This window comes from Pseudomonas cichorii, from assembly GCF_019719005.1.
GTDB lineage: Bacteria > Pseudomonadota > Gammaproteobacteria > Pseudomonadales > Pseudomonadaceae > Aquipseudomonas > Aquipseudomonas cichorii_E.
Genome location: NZ_JAIGPJ010000009.1, coordinates 14,636 through 27,104, shown reverse-complemented (window position 1 = coordinate 27,104; position 12,469 = coordinate 14,636). Strand labels below are relative to the sequence as shown.

Below are 12,469 nucleotides of genomic sequence, written 5' to 3'. Positions count from 1 at the left end.
GGGTGGGGGCGGTGCCCTTTGGCGGTCACGAATGAGCACGCGGTGAGTGGCGCAGTGCAGCCCGGTGCGATACCAATGGTTGCGCCAGTCACTGGCCTGGGTGAAATTTTCCAGTGGCTGGGTGTAGGTGGCGCTGTCGGTGAAGCCCATGGCTTGCAGGCCGGCGATTCGCTCCTGCATGTCTGCTGGCCCGGCTGGCCAGTCCCAGACGAACAACCCGATACTGTCTGCCTCTTGGTCACTTATCTCCTGTCGAGCCAGCAATCCGGCGACCTTGCTACGGGCATTGATGCTGCCTGACGTGGCTTGAACATGGTCTGACAGACGCCAATACAGTTCGCCTTGTAGAACCAGTGTGTCCGGCTGAGGAAGTTGCTTTGCAATGGCAGAAGCTCGCTGTGCATGGCGCGTCCAGTCCTGGCCCTTGAGGCCGTCGCCACGGCTGATGGCCTTGCTGAGTCTGCCGTTTTCGTACACCAGCGATACCGCAACGCCATCGACCTTGGGTTGTATCCACAAGCCCTTGCGCCCTTTCAGCCAGGCCTGCACCGCCCGATCGTCTGCCAGCTTGATCACGCCGGTATGCGGAACGGGGTGAGCGAGTGGTCCTCTGGCGGTTTTCAGCGGGTTGTCGGTGGAGGTTTTGTTCGAGTGGAAGCAGGACTGCAGAAAGCCCAGGCGCTGTAGGGACTGATCATAAAGTTCGTCCTCTATCAGCGAGACGCCTTGGCGGTGGTAGCTGTCGTCCCATCGGCTGACCTGATGTTGCAGGGCCAGAATCTCGTTGCTAGCCTTTGCCGGTGACCAGTCGGGACATGGGCTGGCAAAGGCAGCCGAAATGCTGAAGAACAGGGCCGCGCAGCTCAATAAACGTACAACGTGCAACATCGAAGCATCCTTGCCTTGAGAGAGTGGCTTTGAGGCTAGTCATTGTTCGTTGTTGCGGTGGACAAGGTGGTTACCGGGTTTTTCGCCAGGTACAGATACTCATGATTTACGTGGGTAGCTGTCTCTTTAGTCTTTATTACAGACGGGCAGAATAGGCATTCAGTCCAGTTCCTGATCGGGTTCCCCATGGATATATCAACGCTCGCCGTTTTCATTCCTGCCTGCTTCGCCCTCAACATGGCGCCGGGCCCGAACAATTTGCTATCCATCAGCAACGCGACGCGCTATGGCTTTGTCAGGTCATGTGTCGGTGGCGTGGGGCGATTATTGGCCTTTGTGATCATGATCTCCCTGGCCGCAGTGGGACTTGCGGCGGTGCTGCATACGTCCGAATGGCTGTTCCATGTGATCAAGATTGTTGGCGCGGCTTATCTGTTTTACCTGGCAGTGCAGTTGTGGCGAGCCAATCCCCAGGATCAAGGCGATATGAGTGCTGTTTCGGCAAACATGTGGAGCCTGGCGCGTCAGGAGTTTCTGGTGGCCATCGGCAATCCCAAAGCGATTCTATTGTTTACGGCTTTCTTGCCGCAGTTCATCGACCATACGGGCAATGTAACCAGTCAGTTCGCGATACTGGGCGGGCTGTTTATAGCTTTGGAGTGTGTGGCTATCAGTCTGTACGGCTACATGGGCGTCCATGCTCGCCGACTGTTTGCCCGGCCCAGCGGCAAGCGCTTGTTCAATCGCACTTGCGCCGGGTTGCTTGCGGGAGCTGCTTCGGTGTTATTGGTGTCGCGCAAGGCGTGAAGCCTGGTTATTTACTATTAGTCGTATCTTGCCCGCCAAAGATGTTCGCACGGCTTTTTGAGCTGCTGCCATCACTGTTTTGGGTGTCTTGTCCGCCGAATATGTTTGAGCGGCTGTTTGAACTTCTACCATCGCTGTATTGTGTGTCTTGCCCGCCAAAGATGTTGGCGCGGCTATTTGAACGGCTGCCATCACTGTTTTGGGTGTCTTGTCCGCCAAAGATGTTTGAACGGCTATTTGAACTTCTGCCGTCGCTGTATTGTGTATCTTGCCCACCGAAGATATTTGACCTGCTGGTTGAGGTTGTTCCATTGTCATAGCGGCAGTCATAACCACCAAAGATATTGGCTCTGCAATTGTCGGCCAAAGCCTGATAGAACGGTGAAGCCATCAGAATGGAGCCCAACAGGATAGCCTTGAGTTTCATGATGTTCCTTACAGTAAGTGCAGGAATAACTGGCAAAGTAATCAGTCTTGCTCGACTTGGCGAGAGTGATTGATTTGTTGGTGGCGGGAAAACATTAATGGCTTAGTGTGCGGCACACCTCGTGAGGGCCAGGTAAGTAGTGTGGGGTTTTATCCTGTTAAACTAATCCTGATATGGCGTTGCGCTATTATCTATACAGACTGAACATTCCAGACTAAGTTTCGACGGCCAGAAAAAATATCGTGGGGCTCAATCGCAGACATCGGTGGACTTGAGGCTTTCGCAATCGCCAGACACAACAAAGCCCCTGACGATCGGATCGTCCGGGGCTTTGTGTTGAAGCGTTAAAACGTATTACAGACCGGCAGCCTTGCGCAGTGCGTCGGCGCGGTCGGTTTTTTCCCAGGTGAACGTGGTGAAGGTGTCGTCACCCACGGTCTTGGTTTGCGGCGTGCGACCGAAGTGGCCGTAAGCTGCGGTTTCCTGGTACATCGGGTGCAGCAGGTCGAGCATCGTGGTGATTGCGTATGGACGCAGGTCGAAGATGTCACGAACCAGCTTGATGATCTTGTCATCGCCGATTTTGCCGGTGCCGAAGGTGTTCAGGGAGATCGAAGTCGGTTGAGCGACGCCGATGGCGTAGGAAACCTGAATCTCGCAGCGTTCGGCCAGGCCGGCAGCAACGATGTTCTTGGCAACGTAGCGGCCAGCGTAGGCAGCGGAACGGTCAACCTTCGATGGATCCTTGCCGGAGAACGCGCCGCCGCCGTGGCGAGCCATGCCGCCGTAGCTGTCGACGATGATCTTGCGACCGGTCAGGCCGCAGTCACCTACCGGGCCGCCAATGATGAACTGGCCAGTCGGGTTGATGTGGAACTGGGTGTCCTTGTGCAGCAGCTCGGCTGGCAGCACGTGCTTGACGATCAGTTCCATTACGCCTTCGCGCAGATCGTTGTAGGAAACTTCAGGGTTGTGCTGGGTCGACAGAACGATTGCGTCGATGCCCACGACCTTGCCGTCTTCATAGCGGCAAGTGACCTGGGATTTTGCATCCGGGCGCAGCCAAGGCAGCAGGCCGGACTTGCGGGCTTCGGCCTGGCGCTTCACCAGTTGGTGCGAGAACGCGATTGGCGCAGGCATCAGCTCGGCCGTTTCGTTGCTGGCATAGCCGAACATCAGGCCCTGGTCACCGGCGCCCTGATCTTCAGGTTTGGCACGGTCAACACCCTGGTTGATGTCAGGAGACTGCTTGCCGATGATGTTCATCACGCCGCAGGTAGCGCCGTCGAAGCCGACGTCGGAGCTGGTGTAGCCAATGTCGCTGATCACGTCACGAACGATCTGCTCGAGGTCAACCCAGGCACTGGTGGTGACTTCGCCAGCAACGATTGCAACACCAGTCTTGACCAGGGTTTCCACCGCTACGCGAGCATGTTTGTCCTGGGCGATGATGGCGTCAAGAACCGCGTCGGAAATCTGGTCGGCGATCTTGTCTGGGTGTCCTTCGGACACGGACTCGGAGGTGAAAAGTGAGTATTCGCTCATCTCTACGGGTTTCCTGAATTTTACCGATGGTGAGTGTTGCCAGCCGGTCGCTGAAAATGGCGAACCTGGATCTGGAAACCATTACGTAAGCCTACATACAGGCTTTCCCCGGGAACTAGCCCCGCAGCGATGGCCCAACGGGCCAGATCATCCTGTTCGAAACCTAACCAGAGATCGCCACAGGCCTCCCTGGCCCAGCTCTGGTCATGACTACACAACTCTGTTACCAGCAGGCTACCGCCGGGTTGCAATCGCTCGGCCAGTTGCCTCAAGGCTTCGGCCGGCGCAGCTAAATGATGAAGCACCATGTTCAGAACGACACAGTCGGCGCTTACTTTAGTGCCCGTGAGGGCGTCGGCCAGTACCAGCTCGACATTGTTCAGTTGCTCGCGCTCGCAGACGTCGCGGGCCAGCTCCAGCATCGCCGGGCTGTTGTCCATGGCGGTGACATGGGCGAATCGTCTGGCCAGCTCAGGTAGAAAGCCTCCGTCTCCGGGGCCTACTTCCAGTGCCGTTGCCTGAGCGTTGAAGCTCAGTTTGTCCAGCAGGCTCAACAGGCTGTCGCGGTATTGGGCAAGGCCGGCGATCAGATCCTGCTGGGCGCGAAACTTTTCTGCCGTGCGGGCAAAGAAATCCTGACTGGCCTGGGCGCGCTGGCGGTGAACGAGGTCGATGCGCAGGCTGACATCCTCGGGGAGGGTCAGGACATCCACTTCATCGAGCAGGGCCGCGTGCAGCCTGCCACCGGTCAGTTGAGTGTGGGGCAGGGCGCGACGGTAAAAGATCGCATTGCCTTCCCGGCGTGTCGCTACCAGAGAGGCTTGTGCCAGCACTTTCAGGTGATGGCTCATGCCTGACTGGCCGATGGCAAAAATCTGCGCCAGCTCCAGTACACCAAACGAATCGTTGGCCAGGGCGCGCAATACATTCAGCCGCAAAGGGTCGCCGCCGGCCTTGCACAAGGCAGAGAGGTCGTCGCAGTCGTCATGGCTGATTGCAGGCACACATAGGTTCATGGGGTCGCAGTCTAGTTAGCGACCGTTCCGGCTGCAAGAGCAATATCAAAAAGTTTTGATATTGGTTGGTGGGGGCTTTGTCCGTGATGGCCATCACGTTATTCCGCGGCCCAACCTGCATTAGTGAAGGGAAATAAGGCGACAAGGCAGGAAAAACACCTGCCAACGACTATCTTTCATTGCTCCCAGGCAGTGCCTGAGAGAAAATGGTCGCCTTTTTTCCGATCCCATTCCTTCATTCTCCAGGAGATCAGCGATGCCAAGCCGTCGTGAGCGTGCCAACGCCATTCGTGCCCTCAGCATGGATGCCGTGCAAAAAGCCAACAGCGGCCACCCAGGTGCCCCCATGGGCATGGCGGATATCGCCGAAGTTCTGTGGCGCGACTATCTGAAGCACAACCCGGCAAACCCTGCGTTCGCCGACCGTGACCGCTTCATTCTGTCCAACGGTCACGGCTCGATGTTGATTTACTCGTTGCTGCACCTGACCGGCTACGACCTGTCCATCGACGACCTGAAGAACTTCCGTCAACTGCACAGCCGCACGCCGGGTCACCCGGAATACGGCTATACCCCGGGTGTCGAAACCACTACCGGCCCGCTGGGTCAGGGTTTTGCCAACGCCGTCGGTTTTGCCGTGGCCGAAAAGACCCTGGCAGCACAGTTCAACCGTCCAGGCCACACCATCGTCGACCACAACACCTACGTGTTCATGGGCGATGGCTGCATGATGGAAGGTATTTCCCACGAAGTTGCTTCACTGGCCGGTACTCTGGGCCTGGGCAAGCTGATCGCCTTCTACGATGACAACGGCATCTCCATCGATGGCGAAGTCGAAGGCTGGTTCACCGACGATACGCCGAAGCGTTTCGAGTCCTACGGCTGGCAAGTCATCCGCAATGTCGACGGTCACGATGCCGACGAAATCAAGACCGCCATCGACACCGCCCGCAAGAGCGAGCAGCCGACCCTGATCTGCTGCAAGACCACCATCGGTTTCGGCTCGCCCAACAAGCAAGGCAAGGAAGAGTCCCACGGTGCTCCGCTGGGCGCTGATGAAATCGCTCTGACCCGCGCTGCGCTGAAATGGAACCACGGTCCTTTTGAAATCCCGGCTGATATCTACGCCCAATGGGATGCCAAGGAAAAAGGCCTGGCTGCCGAAGCCGAGTGGGACCAGCGTTTTGCTGCCTACTCCGCTGCTTTCCCTGAGCTGGCCAACGATTTCATCCGTCGCATGAGCGGTGAGTTGCCTGCCGACTTCGCTGAAAAATCGGCTGCTTATGTGGCTGAAGTCAACGCCAAGGGCGAAACCATCGCCAGCCGTAAAGCCAGCCAGAACGCTCTGGGTGCTTTCGGCCCGCTGCTGCCTGAGATCCTGGGCGGTTCGGCTGATCTGGCCGGCTCCAACCTGACTATCTGGAAAGGCTGCAAGAGCATCACCGGCGAAGACGCCAACGGCAACTACCTGCATTACGGTGTGCGTGAGTTCGGTCAGGCCGCAATGATGAACGGTATCGCCCTGCACGGCGGTTTCGTTCCTTACGGCGCTACCTTCCTGATCTTCATGGAATACGCCCGTAATGCGGTGCGTATGGCTGCCTTGATGAAGAAGCGCGTGATCCACGTGTTCACCCACGACTCCATCGGTCTGGGCGAAGACGGCCCGACTCACCAGCCGGTCGAGCAGCTGACCAGCCTGCGTACCACGCCGAACCTGGACACCTGGCGTCCGGCAGATGCCGTGGAATCGGCCGTTGCCTGGAAATACGCCATCGAGCGTAACGATGGCCCGTCGGCGCTGATCTTCTCCCGTCAGAACCTGCCTCACCAGACCCGTGACGAAACCCAGCTGGCGGATATCGCCCGTGGTGGCTACGTACTGCGCGATTGCGCGGGCGAACCTGAGCTGATCCTGATCGCTACCGGTTCGGAAATCGGTCTGGCCGTGCAGGCGTTCGACGCCCTGACCATTCAAGGCCGCAAGGTGCGCGTGGTTTCCATGCCTTGCACCAGCGTCTTCGAAGCCCAGGACCCAGGTTACAAGCAAGCCGTTCTGCCATTGCAGGTCAGCGCCCGTATCGCCATCGAAGCTGCCCACGCTGACTACTGGTACAAGTACGTCGGTCTGGAAGGTCGCGTGATCGGCATGACCACCTTCGGCGAGTCGGCACCTGCGCCTGCGCTGTTCGAAGAGTTCGGCTTCACTCTGGAGAACATCCTGAGCACGGCTGAAGAGTTGTTGGAAGACTGAGAAAGGTCGCAATAATCCCGTAGGAGCGGATTCATCCGCGAAGGCCTCTTCGCGAATGAATTCGCTCCTACGCAGACCGTGTGAAAACGTAGCGAGCGAAGGTCAGGCAAGGCGAAAACAGGCGAGGAAGCGGAGTTTACGTGTTGTAAATGAGCATTCCGAGCCTGTTTTCAACGCAGCATGGCCGAGCGCAGTAGTTTTCACACAGTCTGTACGGGTTTTATGTGCCATCTGATTTATCTGCTTGCGAGCACTCCATGCCCCAACATCGCCCTTACAAAGTTGCTCTGAACGGCTATGGCCGGATCGGTCGTTGCGTTTTGCGCGCGCTCTGTGAGAGAGGTGCGCGGGCAGGTTTTGAAGTGGTCGCGATCAATGATCTGGCCGATATGGCCAGCCTCGAATATCTCACCCGTTTCGACTCCACCCATGGCCGCTTCCCCGGCGATGTGAGGGTCGATGGGGAATACCTGCACATCAACGATCACCGGATCAGAGTTCTGCGCAGCGCAACGCCCGAGGGTATCGACTGGGCGGCGCTGGGTGCGGATCTGGTGCTTGAATGTTCAGGCGTCTACAACACCCGCGAAGATGGCCAGCGCTTTCTCGATGCGGGCGCGTCGCGGGTGCTGTTCTCGCAACCGATGGCCAGCGAATCCGATGTGGATGCCACCATCGTGTTCGGTATCAATCAGCAAAAGCTGACCGGCACCGAGCGACTGGTTTCCAACGCATCCTGCACCACCAATTGCAGCGTGCCGTTGCTGCGCCTGCTGGATGATGCGCTGGGCCTTGAATATATTTCGATCACCACGATCCATTCGGCGATGAACGATCAGCCGGTGATCGATGCTTATCACCACGAGGATTTGCGCCGTACGCGCTCGGCTTTCCAGTCCATCATTCCGGTCTCCACTGGTCTGGCACGCGGAATCGAGCGGCTCCTGCCGGAACTTGCGGGCCGAATTCAGGCCAAAGCAGTTCGCGTACCGACGGTCAACGTCTCGTGCCTGGATATCACGCTGCAAACGGCGCGTGATACCGATGCTGTGGAAATCAACCGAATCTTGCGTGAGGCCGCCACCAGCGGCCCGCTCAAAGGCCTGCTGGCATACACCGAACTGCCGCATGCCAGTTGTGATTTCAACCATGACCCTCATTCGGCCATTGTCGATGCGAGTCAGACCCGAGTTTCCGGCCCCCGGCTGGTAAACCTGCTGGCCTGGTTCGATAACGAATGGGGTTTTGCCAATCGAATGCTCGACGTTGCGGACCATTTCTTGCGCGTCGCGGATCAACAACAGTAAAAAACAGGAACGCCTCATGACCGTGTTGAAGATGACCGACCTCGATCTGCAAGGTAAGCGTGTGCTGATTCGCGAAGACCTCAACGTCCCGATCAAGGACGGCGTTGTCAGTAGCGATGCCCGAATCCTTGCTTCGCTGCCGACCATCAAGCTGGCGCTGGAGAAGGGTGCTGCCGTACTGGTCTGCTCGCACCTGGGCCGTCCGACCGAAGGCGAGTTCTCGGCCGAGAACAGCCTCAAGCCGGTTGCCGACTACCTGAGCAAGGCGCTGGGCCGTGAAGTCCCGCTGGTTGCCGATTACCTCGATGGCGTCGACGTCAAGGCTGGCGATGTCGTGCTGTTCGAGAACGTGCGCTTCAACAAGGGTGAGAAAAAGAACGCTGACGAGCTGGCGCAGAAATATGCCGCTCTGTGCGACGTTTTCGTGATGGACGCTTTCGGTACTGCACACCGCGCCGAAGGCTCGACCCACGGCGTTGCCAAGTTCGCCAAGGTCGCTGCAGCAGGTCCTTTGCTGGCGGCCGAACTGGAAGCGCTGGGCAAGGCCCTTGGCGCTCCGGCCAAGCCGATGGCGGCCATCGTTGCCGGTTCCAAGGTTTCCACCAAGCTGGATGTACTCAACAGCCTTAGCGCAATCTGCGACCAGTTGATCGTTGGCGGCGGTATTGCCAATACCTTCCTGGCCGCAGCCGGTCACAAGGTCGGTAAATCGCTGTACGAGCCAGACCTGCTGGACACCGCTCGCGCCATTGCCGCCAAGGTCAGTGTGCCATTGCCGGTGGACGTGGTGGTTGCCAAGGAATTCGCTGAAAGCGCTGCCGCGACCGTCAAACTCATCGCCGATGTGGCCGATGACGACATGATTCTCGACATTGGCCCACAGACTGCTGCCCAGTTTGCCCAATTGCTGAAATCTTCCGGGACTATCCTGTGGAACGGTCCGGTCGGCGTGTTCGAGTTCGATCAGTTCGGCGAAGGGACCAAGACACTGGCCAAGGCCATTGCCGAAAGCGCAGCGTTCTCCATCGCTGGCGGCGGCGATACGCTGGCAGCCATCGACAAGTACGGTGTTGCACAGCAGATTTCCTACATTTCCACTGGCGGTGGTGCATTCCTCGAGTTCGTCGAAGGCAAGGTCCTGCCAGCCGTTGAAGTGCTTGAACAGCGTGCAAAGGCCTGATTTTCCGGTTCAGGAAAGGGAGTAGTTCATGTTCAGGACGTTACCGTTATTGCTTGTCGCCGGGGTGCTGGCCGGTTGTGCGAGCAAGCCTGAGGTTGACGATGCGGAACCTGAGCCTCAGGCGCAGCTGCTTCAATTGAGCTGCTATCAGGCCGGTTGGCAGGCTGAAACCGTGCCAGTGATCTACAAGCGTGGCGGTCAGGAGGTCTGGGATCGTTACGAGTTCATGCCTCGCGCGGGAGATGTGGGCTGTCTCTGAGTCAGGTAAAGGCTCGCAGGTAACATCTGCGAGCTTTGGCGGTCATTAAAGGGTGGGATCTTTTCCGAGAAGGAGTTTCGCCATGAAAATCGCCACCCTGGCTCTTGTGAGTTGCATTGTTTTGGCAGGTTGCAGCAGTCCGGGCTCCAAAGCCCGAACCTGTGAAGTATTCAGCCCGGCCTCCGTGAATGTACCGACGACCGACAACACCCAGCGGGTTGAGGCGCACGTCACGGGTGAACCGGCCGGTGATCGTAATCAGGAACAGAACTGCCCCTGATGTAGCGAAGCGAGCGGCACAGGCCGCGCTTCCCGGGGCAGGCCAGGAGACGTGATGAAAGGCTTGATTGCCCTTGCGGCATTTGCAGTGCTCGGTGGTTGCGCGACGTCAAAGGCGCCGCAGTCCAGTGATTCCTGGAACCACTGGGTATGTGACAGCAAGGCCGAGGTCCATTGGCGTTTTGCCGATTCGGCCAAAAAGGAAGTGGATGTACGCCTGAACCAGAGCGATCAGGTTTTCAGGCTCAAGGCCCAGCCTGGTGCTGCCAGCGGGACGCTCTACAGTAACAACGTGTTGGCGTTTGCCAACAAGGGTGACGAAGGCCTGATTTACTGGGACGCCACCAACGATTTGATCGGACGCGGCTGCAAGGCCAGATAAGTCGTAGCCGATGTACCACCCGCACGGCACTTGTGGCCGTGCGTATAACTTGAATAGCAGTCGCCACTACGGCAGGCTTGCACGATTAACGACCCGACCGGGAGACACACAGACAATGGCACTTATCAGCATGCGCCAGATGTTGGACCACGCAGCCGAATTCGGCTACGGCGTTCCAGCTTTCAACGTAAACAACCTGGAACAGATGCGCGCCATTATGGAAGCGGCCGACAAGACCGATTCCCCGGTGATCGTCCAGGCTTCGGCCGGTGCCCGCAAATACGCCGGTGCCCCTTTCCTGCGTCACCTGATCCTCGCGGCAGTCGAAGAGTTCCCGCACATCCCGGTGGTCATGCACCAGGACCACGGCACCAGCCCTGATATCTGCCAGCGTTCTATCCAGCTTGGCTTCAGCTCGGTCATGATGGACGGTTCCCTGGCTGAAGACGGCAAGACGCCGGCCAGCTACGAATACAACGTCGACGTAACCCGTCGCGTAGTGGCTTTCGCCCACGCATGTGGCGTTTCCGTGGAAGGCGAGCTGGGCGTTCTGGGTTCTCTGGAAACCGGTATGGCCGGTGAAGAAGACGGCGTTGGCGCAGAAGGTATCCTGGATCACAGCCAGATGCTGACCGACCCTGAAGAAGCCGCTGACTTCGTCAAGAAGACCCAGGTCGATGCCCTGGCAATCGCCATCGGCACCAGCCACGGCGCTTACAAGTTCACCAAGCCGCCTACCGGCGACATCCTGGCGATCGAGCGCATCAAAGAGATCCACAAGCGCATCCCCAACACCCACCTCGTGATGCACGGTTCCTCGTCCGTTCCTCAGGAATGGCTGAAGATCATCAACGAGTACGGTGGCGACATCAAAGAAACCTACGGCGTGCCGGTCGAAGAAATCGTTGAAGGCATCAAGTACGGCGTGCGCAAGGTCAACATCGACACCGACCTGCGTCTGGCCTCTACCGGTGCCATCCGTGAATTCATGGCCAAGAACCGCAGCGAGTTCGACCCGCGCAAATACCTGGCCAAGACCGTCGTGGCCATGCGTGACGTCTGTATCGCCCGTTACGAAGCCTTCGGCACCGCCGGCAACGCCTCGAAGATCAAGCCAATCTCGCTTGATGCCATGTTCGAGCGCTACGCCAAGGGCGAGCTGGATGCCAAGATCAACTGAGTGTTGATCCAGTAATGAAAAACCCGCAGAGATGCGGGTTTTTTGTGGGGTAGGGTTTCCTGACTGTCAGGGGATTACACAATTCTTAACGGTTCACACGATGGTTCAACCTGTATCGAGGAGCATGTCATGTTGCTGATGGATTGCATTGCGTAATGCCACCTCCAGTACATGGAGACATGGCATGATCGACTCTGCGAGTTCCAGATTGTGTTGGTAGGCTATTTCAGGAGCCGCACCACGTGGGTTCACGGTGTAACGAGCGATGCGTGGTTTGGAGAACATTTTCTCCAGAAGCATTACCGCAGCAGTCTGCTTAATCAAGTTTGCACATCCTGTTATTGCGTATTAACATCCATGTCGCAGCCCTAGAGCGCCCTCTCCCAGAAGCTCCTCTGGTTCATGCTGGTGATGACACTAGGTAGGTATTCATGGCCCCGCTTTGCGGGGCCATCCTGTTTTCGAGCCGGTAAAATTTTCCGGCTGGAGGCATGGCCTCTTGATCCCTTGGATCATTTTCCGTTTTTCATCAATTCCGAACATGCCGTCTTATAGGCCTCATGCTGATACTTGTTCAATGTATCGGGCAGGGCGAAGTCGTGTTTCCTGTTCTGGGCGTTGATGGTCTGCGGTGACACGAGGACGACGTCGCAGTCGGCCAGGAGCTGGAAGACGGTTTCGATCTTGAAGGTGGTGGGACCACCGGCGAATTCGCCTTTCTTGCTGCGTTTCTTGATCGCGACATGGCTGATGCCGTTTTCCCGCACAAAGCTTGCGATCTTTGTGGCGAAGGCTTTGACGTTGCCAGCTTCGTCGTCATCCTCCAGCGCGATCTTTCGGGTTGCCAGCGGCACATGCGCGGTGCCGCCGTTCTGACGGGTGGCCAGGGCGAAGATGGCTTCACTGCCTTTGATTTCTACACCACAAATAATCATGGGAATGCCT

The 12,469-nt window shown here is 57.7% G+C and carries 13 protein-coding genes and 1 pseudogene; 8 read left to right on the top strand and 6 right to left on the bottom strand.

Annotated features, from left to right (window positions below):
- Positions 1-888 (bottom strand): annotated as a pseudogene (locus K5D32_RS25930) (DNA ligase B); the annotation flags it as partial.
- Between the two features lie 186 nt (positions 889-1,074).
- Between K5D32_RS25930 and K5D32_RS09285 the strand changes: the two are divergent.
- A complete protein-coding gene (locus K5D32_RS09285; protein WP_221599987.1) occupies positions 1,075-1,695 on the top strand; it encodes a LysE family translocator in 621 nt (206 codons plus the stop codon).
- Positions 1,696-1,702: 7 nt separating this feature from the next.
- Here the strand turns inward: K5D32_RS09285 and K5D32_RS09280 are convergent, their stop codons facing one another.
- The 3 genes from K5D32_RS09280 to K5D32_RS09270 all read right to left on the bottom strand — a co-directional run bounded on the left by K5D32_RS09280 (position 1,703) and on the right by K5D32_RS09270 (position 4,683).
- A complete protein-coding gene (locus tag K5D32_RS09280) occupies positions 1,703-2,122 on the bottom strand; it encodes a hypothetical protein (RefSeq protein ID WP_221593187.1) in 420 nt (139 codons plus the stop codon).
- A 354-nt stretch (positions 2,123-2,476) separates the two neighbouring features.
- Positions 2,477-3,667 (bottom strand): methionine adenosyltransferase, encoded by a 1,191-nt coding sequence (metK, locus tag K5D32_RS09275; protein ID WP_221577041.1) that lies wholly within the window; start codon positions 3,665-3,667, stop codon positions 2,477-2,479.
- A gap of 20 nt (positions 3,668-3,687) precedes the next feature.
- Positions 3,688-4,683, bottom strand: coding sequence for a metalloregulator ArsR/SmtB family transcription factor (locus K5D32_RS09270; RefSeq protein WP_221577040.1), 996 nt, complete (start codon positions 4,681-4,683; stop codon positions 3,688-3,690).
- Between the two features lie 256 nt (positions 4,684-4,939).
- Between K5D32_RS09270 and tkt the strand changes: the two genes are divergently transcribed.
- The 7 genes from tkt to fba all read left to right on the top strand — a co-directional run bounded on the left by tkt (position 4,940) and on the right by fba (position 11,524).
- Positions 4,940-6,937: a transketolase gene (gene tkt / locus K5D32_RS09265; RefSeq protein WP_221599986.1), complete on the top strand. Its 1,998-nt coding sequence runs from the start codon at positions 4,940-4,942 to the stop codon at positions 6,935-6,937.
- 257 nt (positions 6,938-7,194) lie between these two features.
- Complete coding sequence (gene epd, locus K5D32_RS09260; protein WP_221536599.1) at positions 7,195-8,244, top strand: erythrose-4-phosphate dehydrogenase; 1,050 nt, start codon at positions 7,195-7,197, stop codon at positions 8,242-8,244.
- Positions 8,245-8,260: 16 nt separating this feature from the next.
- A complete protein-coding gene (locus K5D32_RS09255; protein ID WP_201018241.1) occupies positions 8,261-9,424 on the top strand; it encodes a phosphoglycerate kinase in 1,164 nt (387 codons plus the stop codon).
- Between the two features lie 28 nt (positions 9,425-9,452).
- The gene (locus tag K5D32_RS09250; protein ID WP_025258227.1) at positions 9,453-9,683 is read left to right on the top strand and encodes a hypothetical protein; all 231 of its coding nucleotides are present in this window, start codon (positions 9,453-9,455) and stop codon (positions 9,681-9,683) included.
- 82 nt (positions 9,684-9,765) lie between these two features.
- Entirely contained in the window at positions 9,766-9,963 is a 198-nt protein-coding gene (locus K5D32_RS09245; RefSeq protein WP_025258228.1) for a hypothetical protein, read from the top strand.
- A gap of 54 nt (positions 9,964-10,017) precedes the next feature.
- Positions 10,018-10,344, top strand: a complete 327-nt coding sequence (locus K5D32_RS09240) for an MliC family protein (protein WP_095067254.1) — start codon at positions 10,018-10,020, stop codon at positions 10,342-10,344.
- 115 nt (positions 10,345-10,459) lie between these two features.
- Positions 10,460-11,524 (top strand): class II fructose-bisphosphate aldolase, encoded by a 1,065-nt coding sequence (gene fba, locus K5D32_RS09235; protein ID WP_198724296.1) that lies wholly within the window; start codon positions 10,460-10,462, stop codon positions 11,522-11,524.
- A 105-nt stretch (positions 11,525-11,629) separates the two neighbouring features.
- Here fba and K5D32_RS09230 read toward each other — a convergent pair whose 3' ends face one another.
- Together K5D32_RS09230 and K5D32_RS09225 are read right to left on the bottom strand one after the other, a co-directional pair.
- Positions 11,630-11,848 (bottom strand): hypothetical protein, encoded by a 219-nt coding sequence (locus K5D32_RS09230; RefSeq protein WP_221577159.1) that lies wholly within the window; start codon positions 11,846-11,848, stop codon positions 11,630-11,632.
- Between the two features lie 188 nt (positions 11,849-12,036).
- Positions 12,037-12,459 (bottom strand): DUF3010 family protein, encoded by a 423-nt coding sequence (locus tag K5D32_RS09225; RefSeq protein ID WP_221577038.1) that lies wholly within the window; start codon positions 12,457-12,459, stop codon positions 12,037-12,039.
- Between the last annotated feature and the right edge of the window lie 10 nt (positions 12,460-12,469).

Coding starts and splice junctions, on each gene's coding strand:
- K5D32_RS09245 (WP_025258228.1), top strand. CDS start 9,766: ATGAAAATCGCCACCCTGGCTCTTGTGAGTTGCATTGTTTTGGCAGGT.
- K5D32_RS09255 (WP_201018241.1), top strand. CDS start 8,261: ATGACCGTGTTGAAGATGACCGACCTCGATCTGCAAGGTAAGCGTGTG.
- K5D32_RS09280 (WP_221593187.1), bottom strand. CDS start 2,122: ATGAAACTCAAGGCTATCCTGTTGGGCTCCATTCTGATGGCTTCACCG.
- K5D32_RS09225 (WP_221577038.1), bottom strand. CDS start 12,459: ATGATTATTTGTGGTGTAGAAATCAAAGGCAGTGAAGCCATCTTCGCC.
- K5D32_RS09285 (WP_221599987.1), top strand. CDS start 1,075: ATGGATATATCAACGCTCGCCGTTTTCATTCCTGCCTGCTTCGCCCTC.
- K5D32_RS09270 (WP_221577040.1), bottom strand. CDS start 4,683: ATGAACCTATGTGTGCCTGCAATCAGCCATGACGACTGCGACGACCTC.
- fba (WP_198724296.1), top strand. CDS start 10,460: ATGGCACTTATCAGCATGCGCCAGATGTTGGACCACGCAGCCGAATTC.
- metK (WP_221577041.1), bottom strand. CDS start 3,667: ATGAGCGAATACTCACTTTTCACCTCCGAGTCCGTGTCCGAAGGACAC.
- K5D32_RS09240 (WP_095067254.1), top strand. CDS start 10,018: ATGAAAGGCTTGATTGCCCTTGCGGCATTTGCAGTGCTCGGTGGTTGC.
- K5D32_RS09250 (WP_025258227.1), top strand. CDS start 9,453: ATGTTCAGGACGTTACCGTTATTGCTTGTCGCCGGGGTGCTGGCCGGT.
- tkt (WP_221599986.1), top strand. CDS start 4,940: ATGCCAAGCCGTCGTGAGCGTGCCAACGCCATTCGTGCCCTCAGCATG.
- epd (WP_221536599.1), top strand. CDS start 7,195: ATGCCCCAACATCGCCCTTACAAAGTTGCTCTGAACGGCTATGGCCGG.